Consider the following 18,690-nt stretch of genomic DNA (forward strand, 5'->3'; position numbering starts at 1 on the left):
CGGATGATTCCGTTTGCGCAGGTGAGACGACCGGAAAATCTCCAGATTGGCCCCGGGACGGAGCCCCCTCCGGAGGTTGTGCGCGATCGCGGAGGTTGTGCACATCCGCCGAGGGTGTGCGCACGATTTCCTATTCTATATGCGCACGTAGATCCGCTGCCGAGAAGAACCTCTCGCCGCAGCCGTGCGCATAACCTCCGCGCGTGCGCACAACCTTCGATCCGGGCCGGGGCCGCGCTCACGCGCCGAAGGCGTAGCGGGCCACGAGGGGCTCGCCCGGCGCGTCCGGGTCGTCGCGCTCAACGCAGACGAAGGCGCACGTCACCCGCTCGAAGCCCTCGGCGAGAAGGACGCCCGCGTAGAACTCCGCCTGCATCGCGTGGCGCTCGCGCACCTCCTCGGGCGCGAGGCCGGCGTCCCCCGTCTTGTAGTCCACGACCAGCGTGCGGCGGCCCGCCCCGTCCGTACAGAGCAGGTCCATCGCGCCCTCGAGGTAGTCCCCGTGCGGCGAGCCCGGCTGCGGCTGGAAGAACGGGACCTCGGCGCGGACGAGCGGCCAGCCGAGCGCCTCGGCGCGCACCGACGAGCGCTCCCAGCGCGCGAGCGCGGCGCGCAGGCGCGCCTCGGCGCGCGGCGAGAGGTGCCAGCGGCGCACCTGAGCCGCCACGCGCGCCTCGTCGACCGGGCCGCCGCCCTCGACCATGGCCTGCGCGAGCTCGTGGAACGCCGAGCCGAGGTTGGTGGCGCGGTCGGCATCGGCCGCGTCGGCGGCGCCGGACGCCTCGGCGGCGCGGGCCTCGCGCGTCGGCACGGTCGCGGGCTCGAGCGCGGCGTGCACGCTCGAGTAGCTGAAGACGCCCTCGCGGGCCCGCCAGGACCCCGTCGGCACCGTCGCCGCCTCCGCCGGCCGGAAGAGGTCGAACGGGACGGGGCCGCCGTCCTTCTCGGCGCTCCCCGCATCCGGGACCCCCAGGCGCACCACGTCGGCGGCGCGCTCCGGGAGCGGCCCGTCAAAGCCGGCCAGCGAGCCGCCGGACGTCGCGGAGACGACCCTCTCGGCCCCCCGGCCCTCGGTCGTCACCTCGACGCAGCGCACGCGCGCGGGGGCGCTGCCGCCGTAGTCGACCCACGTCTCCCCCGGCATCGGGGCGCGGGCCTCGCCGAGCAGCGCCTCGAGCGTTCCCGCCGCGAGCTCCGACGACGGCGCGCCGTCCTTGTTGCCCGCCGCCGGGACCGCCAGGACCAGCGCCTCGCGGGCGCGCGTCAGCGCCACGTAGAGCAGCCGCGCGCGCTCGCGGGCGTCCGCCGTCGCGTCGCCCGCGCGCAGCGCGGCGTAGCGAGCCGCGAGCGGCGGCCGCTCCGAGCGGTCGAGCCCCACCTCGAGCTCCTCGGGATCGAGCTCGGCGAGGAGGGCAGCGAGCTTGCGGTCATCGTCGCGGGGGCGCAGCACGAACGAGCGGCCGCCGTCCCGCAGGGGCCCGAGCGCGAGCGCCGCCTCGGACTGCGGGCGCGACCAGCACTCGGCGACGGCGCAGACGCCGAACTCGAGGCCCTTGGAGGCGTGTATCGTCATCACGCGCACCGTGCCGTCCCCGGTGGCGCCGTCGTCTCCCGCGAGCGACGCCGGCGGCACCTTGGCGACCTGGAGCCACGCGTCGAACTCCGTGGCCGCGCGGGCGGCCCCGAGCCCGAGGGTCTCCGTGAGGTCGCGCACGTAGCGCACGGCCGCGAGCACGTTGGCCGCGCGGGCGCGCCCCTCGGCGCCGCCGGCCTCCAGGCGCGCCAGCCACCCCGAGTCGCGCACCGCTTCGGCGCACACGTCGGCCACGGGACGCCAGCGGACCTGGTCGAGGGCGCGCGAGAGCACCTCGTGGGCGGCCGAGAGCCGCGCGGACGGCACGTGGCCGCCGTAGAACTCCATCGTCGCCAGACCCCGGTCGATGCCGCGCTTGGCGGGCGCGTCGAGCTTCTCCTGGGCGCGCGTGCCCAGCTCGCAGAAGTCGTTGGCGTCGAGGCCGAACATCTCGCTCGCCAGCAGCGGGAAGAGCCCGGACTGGGTGTCCGACGGGTTGGCCAGCGTGTGCAGCAGGGCGCACATGACCCTGACCTCGTCCGTGGAGGTGAAGGTGGAGCCGCCCGTGACCACGCACTCCATGCCCCGCGCGCGGATCGCGTCGATGTAGAGCTCGGCGTTGGTCGTCACGCCGAGGAGCAGCGCCATGTCGCCCGCGCGCTCGCCGGCGGCGCGGTAGCGCGCCAGGGCGTCCGCCACCTGGGCCGCCGCCGTCGCCACCTGATGGCGGCTCGGCCGCCCGGCGACGCCCCGGCCCGCGCACACCTCCACGTCGACGCGCGGCAGCTCGCGCGCCCGGTAGCCGTCCGCGCGCGTGGGGCAGGCGTCGAGGTGCATGAAGCCCTCGAGCACGCCGGGCGCGCCCGAGGCGCCGCCCGTGCACACGCGCTCCACGAGGGCGAGCACGTCCGCGTGGCTGCGGTAGTTGGTGTCCAGCCGGACGGTGCCGCGTTCGGCCACCCGCTCGCCGTGCCGGCGGAACACGCCCACGTCCGCGCCGCGGAAGCGGTAGATCGACTGCTGGGCGTCGCCGACGGTGCACAGGTGCTCCCCGCCCCCGCCGGCGAGAAGCCCGATGAGCTCGAGCTGCGTCTCGTCGGTGTCCTGGAACTCGTCGACCATGACGAGGCGGAAGCGGCCCTCGTAGTCGCGGCGCACGTCGGGGTTGTCCCGCACGGCGAGAAGCGCCTCGCGCACGAGGTCGTCGTTGTCCAGGCACCGCTCGGCGTCCTTGAGCTCGCGGTAGCGGCGCTCCACGCGGCGGGCGAGCTCGCAGAGGGGGTCCGCGAGCGGCGCGACGGCGCAGAAGCGCGCCTCGGCCAGGAGGAGCGCCCGCGCCGCCTTGGCGGCCTTGACCTCCTCCTTGATCGAGCCGCGCGCGGCGGGCAGCGACAGGCCGGAGACGAGCCCGCACAGGGCCTCGGGGGTGCGCTCGCGCCGGTCGCGTCCCGCGAGGGCGCGCAGCTCCTCGAGGGCGGGGCCCACCTTCCCCGCCGCGGCGGGCGTGAGGCGGCGCGCGCCGAGCTCCTCCATGCGGGACACGAAGGCCGCGAAGGCGTCGTCCAGGGCGGACGCGCCCGCCGGCTCGCCCGAGAGCGCCGCCGTGCCGCGCGCGCACGAGGAGCCCGCCGCCACCAGCCGCTCGACGAGCCCCATGGCGCCGGTGTAGCCGCTCCTCGTCCGCGTCCCCAGGTCGTACTCGGCGAACAGCGGGGCGAAGGCCGCCTCGCCGCGCGCCGCGCGCATGACCTCGTCCATGGCGCGGTCGAAGAGCGCCGCCTGCGCGGAGTCCGCCACGACCGAAAACGCCGGGTCGAGCCCCAGGTCGAGCGCGTGGCGGTGCAGGATGCGCGAGCACATGCCGTGGATCGTGGAGATCCAGGCGTCGTCGACGGCGAGCGCCTGCTCGGCCATGCCCGCCGAGCGCAGCGTCCTTCTCGTCCGCTCCCTGATCTCGCGGGCGGCGGCCTCGGTGAAGGTGATGACGAGCACCTGGTCGAGCCCGTCGAGAAACGCCCCGCCGCCCGGGCCCGAGCCCGGGGAGAGCGCCCACGCGACGCGCTGCGTGAGCGTGAACGTCTTGCCGGAGCCGGCGCCGGCCTCCACGAAGAGGGGCGCGTCGAGCGTCGTGGCGATGCGCCGCTGACGCTCGTTCAGCCGGGAGAGGTCGACCCGTGCGCTCATTTCCGCAGCCTCCGCTCGCAGTTGAGGACCGGACAGAACTGGCACGCCTCGGCGTCGAGGGGGCTCGCCTCGATGTCGCCGGCGAGCAGGCGCGCCATCTTCCGCGCGATCGCCTCCTCGCTGGCGTCGAGCAGGGCCTCCATGCCGACGGCGCCCGTGCGGCCGAAGGTCTCCCCGCGCGGCACGGACACGGCCGGCGCCCGCCGGGAGGAGAGCCCCCGCTCGCCGAAGACGAGGTCGGCGAGGTTCTCGTCCACGGCGCCGGCGAGCGCGTGGGCGCCCTTGGTGCAGAGGTAGAGCGCGGCGCGCACGGTGAGGTCGGGGAAGGCGCGGCGGACGACCTGCGCGTAGATCAGCGACTGCACGCGCCGGGGCAGCGAGAAGGACCCCGGCTCGCGGGCCGGGTCGAGCGCGTCGTACTCGCGGGCGAAGGCGAGGTCGGACTTGTGCTTGTAGTCGATGACGGCCACCTGGCCGTGCGCGTCGACATCGATGCGGTCCACGGTGCCCGTGAGCAGCACGCCCGCGTACTCCACCTTCGGGGCGGCGCCGCGCCCGAACCCCCACTCGAAGAAGCGCGGCTCGAAGCCCGCGAGCGCGGCGGCCTCGAAGTCGAGCAGCGTGTCCAGGTCGCGCCTGAGGCCGGCGAGCTGGCCGTGCTCGCGCGCGAGGTGCGGCACGAGCGCCTGGGGCAGCGGGCGGCGCCCGCCCACGAGCTGGTACTGGTGGGAGAGGTGCGCATCGAACTCCTCCGCGAGGACGGCGCGCGCCTCGTCGAGCGGCCCCTCGCCCGGCGCCGAGCCCGGAAGCCGGAGGGCAGGCTCGGCCTGGGCGCGCGCCAGCAGGCGCTCCACCTCCTCGCGGTAGTCCTCGCGCTGCAGGGCGTCCGCGTGGGCGGCGCGCAGGTCGGAGAGGGCGTGCCCGCCCTCGTGGCGCTCCCGGGCGCGCGCCGTGAGCTCGCGGCGGCTGACCTCGAGCACACGATGCGCGAAGGTGCCCATCTCGGCGCCCGTGAAGCCGGCGTCGGCATCGCGCAGGCGCAGGCGCCTCAGGCTGAACCACTTGTACGGGCACTCGAGGTAGCTCTCGATCTGGGAGGCGGAGAGGACCGGGCGGGAATCGTCCGCCGCCATGCCCTCAGGCGGGGGCGAGACGAGCTCGCGCTCGCGCGCGTCGATCCGGCCGGCGGGGGCCGGCGTCTCGCGTCCCGTCCGCGCCGGGGCGACGCCGTCCGGCGCGGCGTTCTCTCCGAGCGCGGACTCGGGTCGCGAGCGGACGTTCCTCTCGCCCAGGGCCCGGGCGATCGCCTCCGCGTCGGCCTCCGCACCCAGGCCGTAGCAGGCCATGACCTCGGAGAGCATCACGGAGGGGTAGCACCCCTTGCCGTCGGCGCCGAAGAGCGTCCGCTCGAGGACGAGCGCGCGGCGCGGCGCGCGGACGAGCGCGGAGAAGCGAGCGCGCTCGAGCTCCATGGCGCTCGGCGGCTCCTCGACGCCCCAGGCGCGCAGGACGTGCGTGCGCGCGTCGTCCGTCTCGGAGACGGCGGCCTCGGCGGAGGTCTGGTCGAGCACGATGAGGGCGTCGACGGAGGCGGGTTCGAGGCGGCTCGCCGAGAGCTCGTCGAGGACGCGCACCGTCGCGCGGGAGGGCGTGGCGGAGCGCTCCGGGCGCAGGACGACGCGCGCGCGCCGCAGGGCCGCCTCGGCGAGCTCCACCAGCCGGGAGAGCGGGGCCGCGCCCGGCTGGGACGGGTCGGCCGTGACGCCGAGCTCCTTCAGGGTGCGGGCGACGTCGAGCACCGCCCCGAGCGCGGAGACGGCCTCGCTCGCCCCGGGGGCGCCTGCGGCGTCGCCGTCCACGTAGGGGGCGAGCAGCTTGGAGGCCGCCGACCCGAGCCGACCGCGCAGCAGCTCGCGCGTCGCGGCGGCCGCCTCGGCGCCGACCACGCGCGGCGAGGTCAGCTGCTCGAGCAGGACGCCGGGCGTGAGCAGGCGATTGGCGCGCCACTCGGCGTCGAGGCGCCGGGCGCGCTCGGCGCCCAGGTGGGAGACCTCGGAGACGAGGAAGTCGGAGAGGTCGCGCGGGGGCCACCAGGACATGTCCTCGAGGGTCACGCGCACGGTGCCGGCGCGCGGGGCGTCCGGGACCGGCGTTGCGGGGGGCCAGGTTCGGGCCAGCTCCGAGAGGCGGGCCACGCAGCGGGCGTACCCCAGGAAGGCCCGGCCGGGCTCGAGCTCACCGACGGCACGAGAGAGCTGGGCGCGCACGGAGACGCCTCGGGCGGCGAGGCGCGGGGCGAGCTCGCGCCAGGCCCGCGCCGTCTCCCGGGCCACCACGACGACGTCGGCGCACCCCTCCCCCACGAGCCCCTCCACCGCGCGGCAGACGAGCTCGGGGGCGGCGGACGGGCCGGCCGGCAGCAGCACGCGCACCGCCCCGGTGGCGCCGAGCGGCTCGGCGGCCGGGCCGAACAGCGTCCCGAGAAGCGCGACGAGCTCGTCCGCACGGCCGCCGCCGCGAGCGGGCGCGCCGACGCCGAGCAGGGCGACGTCGCCGGACTCGGCGAGCCCCTCCGCGAGGGCGCGCTCGGCCCGGCTCAGGTACGGGAAGCCCACGAGAGTGACGGGCGGGACGCGGACGCCGGAGCCCGCGAGCGCGCGCGGCAGCGCGTCCATGACCTCGCAGCCCTCGACCAGGCCGTGCGCGCGGAGCTCGGCGTCGAGCGCGGGCAGCAGCCCCACCAGGGCGCGCTCCGCCTCGGTCGCGCCCTCCGGCGCCGTCCGCTCCGCCAGGAGCCAGGGCAGCCCCACGCGGGCGAGGTCGGCGAGCAGGGCCGCCGTGCCCTCGGTGTCGGCGAGCGGGAGGCCCGGGCGCTCGCACGCGCGCCCCAGCACGCGCGCCGCGAGCAGGTCGCGCGCCGCGCCGTCCGCCACGCGCCGGCCGTCCCCCCAGACCTCCCAGCGCTCCTGGGCCCACGCCGCCGGGGTGCTCACGGTGACGCCGAGCGCGATTCCCCGCCCGGCGAGGCCGCGCTGCACGCAGAGCGCCTGGGCGAAGCTCGGGACGAGCACGACCGCGCGGCCGCACGACGCGAGCGCGTCGCGCACCCGGGCCACGAGCTCGGGCGAGACGAGGGCGTCGTCTGTTGCTGTCTGTGCGGTCAGCGGCATGGGACCTCCCGGCGCGACGTTCTTCTCGGCACATCCTACCCTACCGCGCCGACCGGACAAAAACGTCCGCGCGGCCGGGCGGGCTCAGCCGTCGAGCCGGGAGAGCACCAGGCGGTAGCCGCCCGCAGGCCCGTTCAGGCACTTGGAGACGCGGCTCACCGTGGTCGAGGAGGCGCCGGTCGCGTGGGAGACGTCCACGTAGGACGCGCCGGCGGCGAGCATCGTCGCCACCTCGAGGCGCTGGGAGAGGTCCTCGATCTCGCGCGGGGTGCAGAGGTCACAGAGCAGGGCCCGCGCCTCGTCCGGGGACGCGAGCGAGCAGAGCGCCTCCAACAGGCGCCGCGTCTGCGCCTCGCCGATGCCCCCGGGCTCTGCCATGCCGTCTCCTCCCCTCCGTGCCTCTCGGTCCTACACTTTAGCGCATTAAAGCGCCTGCGCGCCAGACGCCGCGCTAGAATTGTGCGCTGACCGACCGCATGACAGGAGGGACGATGAGAAGCTACCTCGAGGACGACCTCACGAACGTTCGCCTGGTGGCGAGCGACATGGACTTCACGCTGCTCGCCGACGACAAGTCCATGCCCGACGGCATGCCCGGGCGCATCCGCGCGCTCGAGGGGGCCGGGGCGCTCTTCGCCGTCGCGAGCGGGCGGCCGCTCTACACGCTGCAGGACCTGTTCGGCGCATCCTGTGACCACATGGCCTTCGTCTCCGACAACGGCGGGGCGGTGGTCTGCCGGGGCGAGGTGGTCTTCAAGGACCTGCTTGACGAGACCGTGCTCGCGGAGCTCGTGGCCTTCACGCTCGAGCGGGCGCCGGAGGCGGTGCCGGTGATCTGCGGGCTCGAGCGCGCCGTCGTGCCCACGTGGGGACGCGCTCACGACGACGCCCTGCGCGTCTACTACCACGAGATCCTCTACGTGGACGACGTCACGGCCGTCCGCGAGGAGGCCAACAAGTTCACGGTCTACTTCCCGGAGAACAACTCCGCGGCCGCCTACGAGGAGCGCTTCGCGCCGGCCTTTGGCGAGCGGCTGTCGGTGACGTGCGCGGGCGTGGACTGGCTCGACGTCATGAACCGGGGGGTCGACAAGGGCGTGGGCATCGCGCGGCTCTGCAGGCACCTGGGCATCTCCCGCGCCGACGTGGTCGCCTGCGGCGACACGGACAACGACGCGGAGATGCTCGAGGCCGTGGGGCACGGCTACCTCGTGGCCAACGCGGACGCGCGCATGGAGCGCTTCGCGGACTTCCGCATCCCCTCCAACAACGACCGGGGCGTGGCGCAGGTGATCGACGCCGTGCTGGCCGCGCGCGGCGCGTCCTTCTCGCCCGACGCGTTCTAAAAACTTCTGGGTTTGGCGCGGCGGCTTCTAAGAAACGCCGCCCTTGTCGCGAGGGTTTCCGGGAAACGCCGCCCTTGTCGCAGTGGCTTCCAGGAATCGCCGCCCTTGTCGCACTACGTTCTAGAAAGTCCGGCCCTTGCACACCCGGACGGCCTCCCGCTGGCCCAAACCCCCGAAATCCCGGACTCCCCCAGAACAAGAGCGCCCTTTCCTAGAATCCCCCGCACCAAGCCCGCCATTTTCGGGAAAGGAGCCCCGAGACAGCGGGGCCCGGCACCTCGCCAAGCAAACTTCCTGAGCGCAGAGCGCGAAGCAGTTTGCGCGCGAGGTGCCGGGCCCCTCCACGTTGGCGAGGACGCTACGCCATCACCTTGCGGAACAGCTCCACGACGGCGGCGTGGTCGGCCTCGCGCGGGTTGCCCGGGAAGCAGGCGTCGGCGATGGCGTCGTCGGCCAGCTGGTCGAGATCGGCCTCGACCAGGCCGTCGCAGGTCGGCTTGATGTTGACGTCGGCGGAGAGCTGGCGCACGGCGGCGATCGCGGCGTCGGCGGCCTCGTCCTCGGTCATGCCGGTGGTGTCCACGCCCATGGCCACGGCCACCTCGGCCAGGCGCTTGGTCACGACGGGCTTGTTGTACTCCATGGCGACCGGCAGCAGCATCGCGCAGGCGACGCCGTGCGGGGTGTCGTAGTGCGCGGAGAGGGTGTGGGCCATGGCGTGGTCGATGCCGAGGCCCACGTTGGAGAAGCCCATGCCGGCGATGTACTGGGCGAGCGCCATGCCCTCGCGGCCGGAGCCCGGGACGCCGCTCTTGGCCTCGGCCACGGCGTCGCGCAGGTGCTGGGAGATGAGCTGGATGGCCTTGTAGTGGAACATGTCGGAGAGCTCCCAGGCGCCCTGGGTGGTGTAGCCCTCGATCGCGTGGGTGAGCGCGTCCATGCCGGTCGCGGCGGTGAGGCCGGCGGGCATCGAGGCCATCATGTCGGGGTCGACGACGGCCACGTCGGGAATGTCGTTGACGTCGACGCAGACGAACTTGCGGACCTTCTCGGGGTCGGTGATCACGTAGTTGATCGTGACCTCGGCGGCGGTGCCGGCGGTGGTGGGCACGGCGATGGTGAAGACGGCGTGCTTCTTGGTGGGGGCCACGCCCTCCAGGGACACGACGTCGGCGAACTCGGGGTTGGCGACGATGATGCCGATGCCCTTGGCGGTGTCCATCGAGGAGCCGCCGCCGATGGTGACGATGCAGTCCGCGCCGGAGGCCTTGTACGCCTCGACGCCGTCCTGGACGTTCTTGATCGTGGGGTTGGGCTTGATCTCGGAGTAGAGCTCCCAGGCGATGCCCGCCTCGTCGAGCAGGTCGGTCACCTTGGCCACGACGCCAAACTTCACGAGGTCGGGGTCGGAGCAGACGAAGGCCTTCTTGTAGCCGCGGCGCTCGAGCTCGCCGGGGATCTCCTTGATCGCGCCGGAGCCGTGGTAGGAGATGTTGTTCAGGACGAAGCGGTTGACTGCCATGGTTCCCCCTTTTTGGTTGCGTGCCGGGCGGGCGCCCGACAATCCGGTGCGGAGTATACGCCCGCGCGGATGTTAACGTACTCACATCTCCGCGGACGGCGCAGCGCGTCGGCGACCGTGCGTCGATACGCGACTTCCGACGAACGGGGCGCAAAAAACGTCGGCAATCGCGTATCGACGGAAGCCAATACGCGATTGCCGACGGAATCGGGCGCCAAAGCGCAGGAAAGCACATATCGGCCGAGAAGAACCTCGGCCCGCCGCCCTACAGCGCGCGCAGCGCGTCAACGAGCGCGGTCTTGTCGGCGGTCTTCTCGTCCTTCATCTTGATCACGCGCGCCGGGCAGCCCGCCACGACGGCGCCGGCGGGCACGTCCTCCACGCAGACGGCCCCGGCTGCGACGACCGCGCCCGCGCCCACGCGCACGCCCTCGATGACCACGGCGTTGGCGCCGATCATGACGTCGTCCTCCACAATGACGGGCGTGGCGCTCGCCGGCTCCACGACGCCCGCGAGCACGGCTCCGGCGCCCACGTGGCAGTGCGCGCCCACGATCGCGCGGCCGCCGAGCACGGCCCCCATGTCAATCATGGTGCCCGCGCCCACGACGGCGCCGATGTTGATGACGGCGCCCATCATGACCACGGCGTTGTCGCCGATCTCCACCTGGTCGCGGATGATGGCGCCCGGCTCGATGCGGGCGTTCACGTGCGTGAGGTCCAGCAGCGGCACGGCGGAGTTGCGCGCCGCGCACTCCACGTCAACGTACTCGATGGAGTCCGCGTTGGCGAGAAGGACGGGCTCGAGCGCGGCCCACTCGCCGAGGACGATCTTGCCGTCGCGCCCGCCGTAGACGTGGGCGTCGCCCCAGTCCACGCGCATGCCGCACTTCTCGCGCACGTACACCTTGACCGGCGTCTTCTTCGGCGCCGTGGCAATGAAGTCGATAATCTCTTGCGCGTCCACGTACTATCCTTCCCGGTCGTGCGTTCTAGTCAAACATCAGGGTATCAAAGTCGTAGAAGCCGGGGGCGCGCTCGAGCAGGCGCGCGGCGGCGGCCACGGCGCCGGTGACGAAGATCTGGCGGCTCGTGGCGCGGTGCGTGAGGCAGACCTCCTCGTCGGTGCCGAAGAAGTGCACCTCGTGCGTGCCGGCCACGGTCCCGCCGCGCACGGCGTGGACGCCGATCTCCCCGGGGACGCGCGGGCCGCAGAGGCCCTCGCGCCCGCCCACGACGGGCCGCTCCCCCGTGGGGTCCACGGCCGCGACGAGCGCCTTCGCGGTGCCGGACGGCGCGTCGGCCTTCTGGTTGTGGTGGGTCTCCACGATCTCCACGTCCCAGCCGGCAAGCGTGGCCGCCACGAGCGCCGTCGCCCGGCGCAGCGCCGCCACGCCGAGGGAGTAGTTGGACGCCCAGATCACGCGGTTCTTCTCGCCCAGGGCGCGCAGCTCGTCCAGCTGCTCGGCCGAGAGGCCCGTGGTGCCGCAGACCACCGCCGCGCCGGTGCGCCGGGCGTAGGCCAGCGTGTGCGGCAGCGCGGCCGGCGCCGAGAAGTCCACGACGACGTCGGCCGCCGGGGCCGCCTCGTCCAGCTCGTCGATGTTGTCCGCGTCGTAGGAGCCGAGAAGCTCGAAGCCGCGCGCCTCAAGCTCCGCGCGCACGAGGCGGCCCATGCGCCCGGCGCCGCCGACCACGACCGCGCTAGCCAAGGAGACCGACCCCCCTCATCGCGGCGACGAGGCGCTCGCGGCCGGCGTCGGAGATCTGCCAGAGCGGCTGGCGGTAGTGCTCCTCGAGCAGGCCCATCTCGGCGAGGGCGCACTTGACCGGGATCGGGTTGACCTCGCAGAAGAGCGCGTGGATGAGCTCGAGGTTCTCCAGCTGCGTGCGGCGGGCGGCCTCGATGTCGCCGGCGAGGAAGTCCGCGCACATCTGGTGGACCGTGGCGGGGGCCACGTCCGCCCACACGGAGATGACGCCCTTGGCGCCGAGGCTCATGAGCGGCACCACGATGTCGTCGTTGCCGGAGAACATGCGGAAGTCGTCGGAGAGGTACTGCGCCGCCATCGTGGCGTAGCTGATGGAGCCCGAGGCCTCCTTGAGGCCCCAGGCGTTGGGGTGCTTGGCCAGGCGCGCGAGGTTCTTCTCGCTGATGGAGCAGCCGGTGCGGCCGGGGATGTTGTAGAGGATGCAGGGAACGTCCACCTTGTCGAGGACGGCGGTGAAGTGGCGGTAGATGCCCTCCTCGTTGGACTTGTTGTAGTAGGGCGTGATGAGCAGAAGCCCGTCCACGCCCACGTTCACGAGGCCGGCGGCCTTGCGCTCAGACTCGAAGGTGGCGTTGGAGCCGGCGCCGCCGATAACGGGGACGCGGCCGGCCACGCGCTCCACGACGCAGCGGGCCACGGCCAGGTCCTCCTCGTCGGTCATCGTGGAGGACTCGCCGGTGGTGCCGAGCACGAGGATGCCGTCCGTGCCGTTTGCCAGGTGGAAGTCCACGAGGCGCTCGAGCGCGGCAAAGTCCACGCTGCCGTCCTCGGCGAACGGCGTCACCAGTGCGACAATCGATCCGGTCAGGTTGGTCATGTCCATGGTTGCCTCTCTCCTCTCGTCGCCTAAAATGGGTCAGACCCCTTTTAGGCATCTTTTACAAATCCAGGGTCGCAAGGTAGTCGGCGGGGGTCTCGGCGCGGCGGATGAGCTCCACCGAGCCGTCCTCGCGCAGCAGCAGCTCGGCGGAGCGCAGCGCGCCGTTGTAGTTGTAGCCCATCGAGTGGCCATGGGCGCCCGCGTCATGAATGAACAGCAGGTCGCCGACGTGGCACTCCGGCATGAGGCGGTCGCGGGCGAACTGGTCGTTGTTCTCGCAGAGCCGGCCGACCACGTTGTAGCGGCGCGTGGCCGGCGCGTCCTCGGCGCCCATCACGGTTATGTGGTGGTAGGCGTCGTAGATCGCCGGGCGCATGAGGTTGGCCGCGCAGGCGTCCACGCCCAGGTAGTCGCGGTAGGTGACCTTCTCGTGGATGACGCGGGTCACGAGCGCCCCGGCCGGCGCGAGCATCCAGCGGCCGAGCTCGGAGAACACGGCCACGTCGCCCATGCCGGCGGGCACGAGCACGTCCTCGTACGCCTGGCGCACGCCCTCGCCAATGACGGACAGGTCGCAGGGGGTATCGTCTGGGTGGTAGGCCACGCCGATCCCGCCGGAGAGGTCAACGAAGCCCACGTGGACGCCCAGGCGCGCGGAGAGGTCCGCAGCCATCTCAAAGAGCTGGCGCGCGAGGCGCGGGTAGTAGTCGTTTACCTGCGTGTTGCTGGCGAGAAACGCGTGGATGCCAAACTCCTCCACGCCGAGGGCGGCAAGCTCGGCAAAGGCCTCCTCGAGCTGCGCCGGCGTCATGCCGAACTTGGAGTCCTCGGGCGAGCCGATGATGCCGTTCTCGCTCTCGAAGGTGCCGCCCGGGTTCACGCGGCAGCATACCGTGCGCGGCACACGGCCGCCGAGGGCGCGCGCGAGGCACGCCACCATGTCCAGCCCGTCCAGGTTGATGATCGCGCCGCGCGCGTCGGCCGCGCGGAAGTCCTCGTCGGGCGTGTCGTTGGAGGAGAGCATGATGTCGCGGCCGGTGACGCCCGCGCGGTCCGCGAGCAGGAGCTCCACGCCCGTGGCGCAGTCGCAGCCGCAGCCGCACTCCGCGAGGATCTTGAGGATCGCCGGATTGGGCGTGGCCTTGACGGCGAAGTACTCCTTGAAGCCGGGGTTCCAGGCGAAGGCGGCGTTGAGCTCGGCGGCGCGGCGGCGAATCTCGGCCTCGTCATAGAGGTAGAACGGCGTCGGGAACTCCGCCGCGATGGCCTCGAGCTTCTCGCGCGTGACAAACGGACGCTTCTGCATGGCACCCCTCGCTCGCCGTGCAGGTGCGCGGCCCCGGGGCGGACGTGCGTCCGGACAAGGATAGCGCCCCTGCAAGTTCTTCTCGCAGACAGTCCCGAGGGTCTTTCCCGCGGGCCCACCGCCGCGCCGCGCCCGACGTGGCAGTTCGGCGGACCTCGCCTCCCCCGGGATCAGCGCCTGCCGACTCCCCACGGGCTCTTCGTGTCCGCTCCTCTATCGATGTGGCAAGCCTAGCACCGGCCCGCGCGCGCCACAAGGCGCATAACGAACCGGAAACATCACGGCCGCGCGTCCTTCTCGCCCGCGCGCGGCACCGCCCCAAATAACGCGCTCAATCGTACAAGCGCGTTATTCTTACCTGCGGATATAGATAGTTGTGCTTAATCGAGCGCATTGTCCGCTGGGACAACACGCCCGGCTGCCTAAAACCCGGCCGTCACGCCCCGCACCCTGCGCTACCCTAGGGGCGAGGAAGGGAGGCACGGTGGACGAGAAAATCAGGCGCGTCGCGCGGGCCTACGCCGACGAGTGCTACGAGGAGGAGCTCGAGCTCCTGCGCACGCTCGCGCAGATCCCGGCGCCGTCCGGCCATGAGGAGCGACGCGCGGAGTTTATCCGCGACTGGCTGCTCGCCCAGGGCGCGCCCGTCTCCGCCGTGCGCATCGACGACGCCAAGAACGTCATCCTCAGCCTGCCCGGCCCCGCGGACGGCGACGACGGCATCGCGGTCTTTGCCGCCCACACCGACGTGGTCTTCCCGGACACCGAGCCGCTCCCGCTCGCCGAGAGCGCCGAGCGCCTGCTGGCCCCGGGCGTCGGCGACGACACGGCCAACCTCGTGGGGCTGCTCCTCGCGGCCCGCTACCTGCTGCGCCACCACGTGCCGCTCGACCGGCGGGTGCTCGTGGTGGCCAACTCGTGCGAGGAGGGCCTCGGCAACCTCGCCGGCACGCGCGAGCTCTTCCGCCACTACGACGGCAAGGTTCGCGAGTTCACGAGCTTCGACCTCTACCTGGGCATGCACGTGGTCTCGGCCGTGGGCAGCCACCGCTGGCGCGTGAGGTGCCACACCGAGGGCGGCCACTCCTGGGAGAACTTCGGGCGCGACAACGCGATCGAGGCGCTCTGCAGCTTCATCGAGGACCTCTACGCGCTCGAGCTGCCCACGCGCGCCAAGACCACGATCAACGTGGGGCGCTTCGTGGGCGGCACCACGGTGAACTCCATCGCGGAGGAGGCGAGCGTGCTCGTGGAGTACCGCTCGGCCTCCGAGGAGTGCCTCGAGGAGATGTACGGCAAGTTCGTGGTGCTCGTGGAGGAGCACCTCAAGGAGAACACCCGCATCGACGTGCAGCTCATTGGCCGCCGCCCCGCCTCCGGCGAGCACGTGCCCGAGGGCCAGGCGGCGCTCATCGCCCGCACCGACGAGGTCCTGCGCGAGCTCGGCGGCGTGCGCCAGATCAACCACCAGGAGTCCTCGACCGACGCCAACATCCCGCTCTCGCTGGGCATCCCCGCCCACACCGTGGGCACCGTCGAGGGCGACCTGCTCCACACGCGCGAGGAGTGGGTCGAGAAGGCCAGCCTGCGCCAGGGCCTGGCGGTCATCCTGGCCCTCATGCTGGACCACGCGACGAGGCTCTGACGATCGCAGGGCCAGCGGCGGCCTTGTCCCGGGCGCGCCGCGCCAAAAAAAATAGGAGCCCGCAGGCTCCCGCACGAACGCTCTGTCACGCGCCTTACGCGGCGCGGACGCACTTGACGAGCAGGTGCGAGTCTGCGTGGTTCTGCTCGTGAGCGGAGAACCACTGGTCAACGTCGTTGAACAGGATACTCGGGCTGTCGGCCCAGAAGCGACGCTCGTGGCCGTCGAAGAGCGCGCGGTACTCACCGCTCATGAACCAGCCGTTACGGCAGGCGTCGTGAACCTTGCGCTGGCGACGACCCATGTTCTTGACCTTGGTCATAGGTACTTCCCTCCTTCCAAAACCGTCTGACGCGTTCGTTATACCCATTCAAACCGTTCGTGGAAAGACGCTTGACAAAATACTGATTTCTCCTACGCAAACGCTCCACAACTGTCGCGGGCGCCTTAACCAAACGTTAGGAACCGGTTCAGGACGCGTTATGGGCACGTCTCCGACCATGGGACGCGTCACCGAGCGAGGGAGGAACCATGACCCGTATGCGCATCGCACCGAGCCGCTACGTCAAAATCCGCCGGGCGAGAAGAACGCCCCTGCTGGCGCTGCTCGCGGTGGCTGCTGTGGGGCTGATCGCGCTCGCCGCGTCCGCCCTCTTCGCGGCGTCATCACCCGCCGCAGCCGCCGAGCCCGCGACCTCGACGCCGCGCTCCGAATGGCACGCCGGCGAGGTCCCCTACCTCTACCAGACCGACCCCGCCTGGTCGCAGGAGCCCTACGCCGGCGGGACCGTCGAGAAGAACGGCTGCGGCCCCACCTGCCTCTCGATGGCCTACGTCGCGCTCACCGGGAGGACCGACCTCGATCCCGCACAGATGGCGGCCTTCGCCGAGCGCGGCGGCTACGTGCAGGACGGCATGAGCACCTGGACGCTCATGAGCGAGGGGGCCGAGCAGCTGGGCCTCTCCTCCGAGGAGCTGCCGGCGGACGCCGACGTCGTGCGCGCGGCGCTTTCGGCCGGCAAGGTGGTCATCTGCAGCGTGCGACCCGGGGACTTCACCTCCGCCGGCCACTTCATCGTGCTCGCCGGGCTCACCGAGGACGGCGAGGTCGAGGTACGCGACCCCAACAGCGCCGCGCGCAGCCACGCCTGGGACCCGGACCGCGTGCTCGGCCAGTGCGCCAACCTCTGGGCGCTCTCGGCGTGAGGCCGCTCGCCGCCTCTGCGGCGCCGCCTTCGGGACGGGCCGCGTGATCGGCAACTACACCTATCAGGACACCTTCAAGGGCCAGGAGATCGAGTCCCTGCTCACCGTCTCCGTGGCCGCAAATCCCGAGTCGCTCCCCGACCCCGACATGCCGCTGGCCGTCACCTACGGGCCCTACCTCTCTGAGATGGCCTAGGCAGAGCGCGGCAGCTCCACGGTGAAGGTGGTCACGCCGCCCTCGCTCGCGGCGGCGATGGTGCCGCCGTGGAGCTCCACGATCTCGCGCGCGATGGCGAGCCCCAGTCCCGCGCCGCCCGTGGCGGAGGCGCGGGACTCGTCGAGCCGGTAGAACTTGTCGAAAATCGTCCGCAGCTTGTGGCTCGGGATCGTGGCACCGGTGTCAGTGACCTCGATGCGCACGAGGTCCTTCTCGCCCGTCGCACGCAGCGTGATCGGCGTGCCCTCGTCGCTGTAGGCGATCGCGTTCTTGAGGAGGTTCCCCAGCACGCGCGCGAGCCGCGCGGCGTCGGCCGTGACCACGAGCGGCGCGCCCGGCTCGTCGGTCGTGCGCTCCGTCCCGTCCACCTCAACGCGCGCCGTGTTGCCGTGCGCCCCGAGCGCCGGGTAGAACTCGTCGGCGAGCTGGACGAGCAGCGCCGCCAGGTCCACCGGCGCGCACTCGAGCTCGACGTGCGTGAGGTTGTAGCGCGTGATGTCAAAGAACTCGTTCACGAGGCGCTCGAGCCGGCACGCCTTGTCGAGCGCGACGCCGGTGTAGCGGACGCGCTGCGCCTCGGGCATGTCCGGCACCTCGTCGAGCAGCGACAGGTAGCCGATGACCGAGGTGAGCGGCGTCTTGAGGTCGTGCGCGAGGTAGGTCACGAGGTCGCCGCGCCGGGCCGCCTCGTCCTCCAGCCGCCGGGCCTGGTCGGCCGAAGCGCGCTTGGCGTCCGCCGCCACGAGGGCGAGCTCCTCCCAGCCCGCCGGGAAGGCCTCGCGGGCGTCCAGGTCATGGGCGAGAAACGCGCGCAGCAGCTCGGCCGCGCGGGCCCGCTCCTCGCGGCGGGCGCGGCGGGCGGCGAGCACGGCAGCCACGGCGCATCCCACGGCGAGAAGAACGATGCCGCAGATGCCCAGCTGCATGAAGAAGTACTTGGTGCCGGAGACGTCCAGCACCATCTCTGGCCAGACGCCGAACTCGTTCAGGTTGTTGAGGTCCAGGATCTGCGTGGCCAGCCAGTCCATGAACGAGCCGTTCCAGGCCGTGTCCACGAAGCCGAAGACCGTGTTGAACGCGACGGTCGCCACCAGGATCGCGCCCGCCACCGCCGCGACGGTCAGAAGGGCCGCGCGGACCCCGCCGTTCTTCTCGTCCGCGAGGGCCCCTGCCGCCCCGCGGCTCTTCTCGCTAGCGCTCAATCTTGTATCCGCACCCCCAGACGGTCCTGATGTAGGCGGGGTCCTCGAAGGAGTCCCCCAGCTTCTCGCGCAGGTGACGCACGTGGACGGTGATGGAGCCCGAGCCGTTCTCATAGTAGGCGTCACCAAAGATGCGCTGGTAGAGCTCGCGCGCGGAGACCACGGCGCCGTTTGCCTCCAGGAGGATCCGCAAAAGCGAGAACTCCGTGGGCGTGAGCTGGAGCGGGCGCTCGTTCAGGGTGGCCTCGTGGGCGCGCGCGTCCAGCACGAGGCCGCGACACACGAGCACCCCGTCCCGCTCGCCACGCGCCTCGGCCGCGTTGTAGGTGGTATAGCGCCTCAGCTGCGCCTTCACGCGCGCGACCAGCTCGAGCGGCAGGAAGGGCTTGGTCACGTAGTCGTCCGCGCCGAGCGTGAGGCCGGAGATCTTGTCCGCCGCCTCGCCACGCGCCGTGAGCATGATGATGGGATAGCTGTGGCGCGCGCGGATGGCGCGACAGACCTCGAGGCCGCTCGCACCGGGCAGCATGACGTCCAGGATCGCGAGGTCGATCGCCGGGGCGGCCGCATCCGCCACGCGCGCGAGCGCCGCCGCGCCGTCGTGCAGGCGCTCCACGTCGAAGCCCTCCGCCTCTAGGTAGACGGCCACGAGCTCGCAGATCTCCGGCTCGTCGTCCACCACCAGTATCCGTGCCCCCATGCGCCTCCCTTCGACCCCCCTGAGGAT

The 18,690-nt window shown here is 72.3% G+C and carries 15 protein-coding genes and 1 riboswitch; of the genes, 4 read left to right on the forward strand and 11 right to left on the reverse strand.

Translation table 11 applies throughout. The features are described 5' to 3' along the window. Positions 1 to 238: 238 nt before the first annotated feature. The 3 genes from H6A07_RS05550 to H6A07_RS05560 form a co-directional block, all read right to left on the reverse strand. A complete protein-coding gene (locus H6A07_RS05550; protein WP_204813945.1) occupies positions 239 to 3,757 on the reverse strand; it encodes a UvrD-helicase domain-containing protein in 3,519 nt (1,172 codons plus the stop codon). Next, the gene (locus H6A07_RS05555) at positions 3,754 to 6,927 is read right to left on the reverse strand and encodes a PD-(D/E)XK nuclease family protein (RefSeq protein ID WP_204813946.1); all 3,174 of its coding nucleotides are present in this window, start codon (positions 6,925 to 6,927) and stop codon (positions 3,754 to 3,756) included. Before H6A07_RS05555 ends, H6A07_RS05550 begins: the two co-directional genes overlap by 4 nt. 84 nt (positions 6,928 to 7,011) lie before the next feature. Beyond that, positions 7,012 to 7,305, reverse strand: coding sequence for a YerC/YecD family TrpR-related protein (locus tag H6A07_RS05560; RefSeq protein WP_204813947.1), 294 nt, complete (start codon positions 7,303 to 7,305; stop codon positions 7,012 to 7,014). 113 nt (positions 7,306 to 7,418) lie between these two features. Here H6A07_RS05560 and H6A07_RS05565 point away from each other — a divergent pair, with 113 nt between their 5' ends. Continuing rightward, positions 7,419 to 8,273, forward strand: coding sequence for an HAD-IIB family hydrolase (locus H6A07_RS05565; RefSeq protein ID WP_204813948.1), 855 nt, complete (start codon positions 7,419 to 7,421; stop codon positions 8,271 to 8,273). Positions 8,274 to 8,631: 358 nt separating this feature from the next. Here the strand turns inward: H6A07_RS05565 and fucO are convergent, their stop codons facing one another. The 5 genes from fucO to H6A07_RS05590 form a co-directional block, all read right to left on the reverse strand. After that, a complete protein-coding gene (gene fucO, locus H6A07_RS05570; protein ID WP_204813949.1) occupies positions 8,632 to 9,795 on the reverse strand; it encodes a lactaldehyde reductase in 1,164 nt (387 codons plus the stop codon). 265 nt (positions 9,796 to 10,060) lie between these two features. Then, positions 10,061 to 10,762 (reverse strand): 2,3,4,5-tetrahydropyridine-2,6-dicarboxylate N-acetyltransferase, encoded by a 702-nt coding sequence (dapD, locus tag H6A07_RS05575; protein ID WP_204813950.1) that lies wholly within the window; start codon positions 10,760 to 10,762, stop codon positions 10,061 to 10,063. 25 nt (positions 10,763 to 10,787) lie between these two features. Beyond that, a complete protein-coding gene (dapB, locus tag H6A07_RS05580) occupies positions 10,788 to 11,507 on the reverse strand; it encodes a 4-hydroxy-tetrahydrodipicolinate reductase (RefSeq protein WP_204813951.1) in 720 nt (239 codons plus the stop codon). Continuing rightward, complete coding sequence (gene dapA / locus H6A07_RS05585) at positions 11,500 to 12,390, reverse strand: 4-hydroxy-tetrahydrodipicolinate synthase (RefSeq protein WP_204813952.1); 891 nt, start codon at positions 12,388 to 12,390, stop codon at positions 11,500 to 11,502. The genes dapB and dapA overlap by 8 nt, the downstream gene beginning before the upstream one ends. Positions 12,391 to 12,445: 55 nt before the next feature. After that, the gene (locus tag H6A07_RS05590; protein WP_204813953.1) at positions 12,446 to 13,693 is read right to left on the reverse strand and encodes a diaminopimelate decarboxylase family protein; all 1,248 of its coding nucleotides are present in this window, start codon (positions 13,691 to 13,693) and stop codon (positions 12,446 to 12,448) included. Positions 13,694 to 13,746: 53 nt separating this feature from the next. After that, positions 13,747 to 13,917, reverse strand: a riboswitch (Lysine riboswitch). A 260-nt stretch (positions 13,918 to 14,177) separates the two neighbouring features. Here H6A07_RS05590 and H6A07_RS05595 point away from each other — a divergent pair. Continuing rightward, complete coding sequence (locus H6A07_RS05595; RefSeq protein WP_204813954.1) at positions 14,178 to 15,338, forward strand: M20/M25/M40 family metallo-hydrolase; 1,161 nt, start codon at positions 14,178 to 14,180, stop codon at positions 15,336 to 15,338. 94 nt (positions 15,339 to 15,432) lie between these two features. On the opposite strand, the gene H6A07_RS05600 is transcribed toward H6A07_RS05595, so the two are convergent. Next, complete coding sequence (locus tag H6A07_RS05600; protein ID WP_204813955.1) at positions 15,433 to 15,660, reverse strand: hypothetical protein; 228 nt, start codon at positions 15,658 to 15,660, stop codon at positions 15,433 to 15,435. Positions 15,661 to 15,869: 209 nt separating this feature from the next. On the opposite strand from H6A07_RS05600, the gene H6A07_RS05605 reads away from it, so the two are divergent. Both H6A07_RS05605 and H6A07_RS05610 read left to right on the forward strand, forming a co-directional pair. Continuing rightward, complete coding sequence (locus H6A07_RS05605; protein WP_239471100.1) at positions 15,870 to 16,544, forward strand: C39 family peptidase; 675 nt, start codon at positions 15,870 to 15,872, stop codon at positions 16,542 to 16,544. 43 nt (positions 16,545 to 16,587) lie between these two features. After that, positions 16,588 to 16,740, forward strand: coding sequence for a hypothetical protein (locus tag H6A07_RS05610; RefSeq protein ID WP_204813956.1), 153 nt, complete (start codon positions 16,588 to 16,590; stop codon positions 16,738 to 16,740). Here H6A07_RS05610 and H6A07_RS05615 read toward each other — a convergent pair. Both H6A07_RS05615 and H6A07_RS05620 read right to left on the reverse strand, forming a co-directional pair. Further along, positions 16,737 to 17,963: a sensor histidine kinase gene (locus tag H6A07_RS05615; RefSeq protein ID WP_204813957.1), complete on the reverse strand. Its 1,227-nt coding sequence runs from the start codon at positions 17,961 to 17,963 to the stop codon at positions 16,737 to 16,739. The two genes, H6A07_RS05610 and H6A07_RS05615, sit on opposite strands and share 4 nt — an antisense overlap. Then, positions 17,953 to 18,663 (reverse strand): response regulator transcription factor, encoded by a 711-nt coding sequence (locus H6A07_RS05620; RefSeq protein WP_204813958.1) that lies wholly within the window; start codon positions 18,661 to 18,663, stop codon positions 17,953 to 17,955. Before H6A07_RS05620 ends, H6A07_RS05615 begins: the two co-directional genes overlap by 11 nt. Positions 18,664 to 18,690 lie beyond the last annotated feature (27 nt).

Source organism: Olsenella uli (genome assembly GCF_016899935.1).
Lineage (GTDB): Bacteria > Actinomycetota > Coriobacteriia > Coriobacteriales > Atopobiaceae > Thermophilibacter > Thermophilibacter uli_B.

Excerpts from the sequence above, each read along its gene's own strand:
- H6A07_RS05550 (WP_204813945.1), bottom strand. The coding sequence starts at position 3,757 with ATGAGCGCACGGGTCGACCTCTCCCGGCTGAACGAGCGTCAGCGGCGC.
- H6A07_RS05555 (WP_204813946.1), bottom strand. The coding sequence starts at position 6,927 with ATGCCGCTGACCGCACAGACAGCAACAGACGACGCCCTCGTCTCGCCC.
- H6A07_RS05560 (WP_204813947.1), bottom strand. The coding sequence starts at position 7,305 with ATGGCAGAGCCCGGGGGCATCGGCGAGGCGCAGACGCGGCGCCTGTTG.
- H6A07_RS05565 (WP_204813948.1), top strand. The coding sequence starts at position 7,419 with ATGAGAAGCTACCTCGAGGACGACCTCACGAACGTTCGCCTGGTGGCG.
- fucO (WP_204813949.1), bottom strand. The coding sequence starts at position 9,795 with ATGGCAGTCAACCGCTTCGTCCTGAACAACATCTCCTACCACGGCTCC.
- dapA (WP_204813952.1), bottom strand. The coding sequence starts at position 12,390 with ATGGACATGACCAACCTGACCGGATCGATTGTCGCACTGGTGACGCCG.
- H6A07_RS05590 (WP_204813953.1), bottom strand. The coding sequence starts at position 13,693 with ATGCAGAAGCGTCCGTTTGTCACGCGCGAGAAGCTCGAGGCCATCGCG.
- H6A07_RS05600 (WP_204813955.1), bottom strand. The coding sequence starts at position 15,660 with ATGACCAAGGTCAAGAACATGGGTCGTCGCCAGCGCAAGGTTCACGAC.
- H6A07_RS05605 (WP_239471100.1), top strand. The coding sequence starts at position 15,870 with ATGACCCGTATGCGCATCGCACCGAGCCGCTACGTCAAAATCCGCCGG.
- H6A07_RS05620 (WP_204813958.1), bottom strand. The coding sequence starts at position 18,663 with ATGGGGGCACGGATACTGGTGGTGGACGACGAGCCGGAGATCTGCGAG.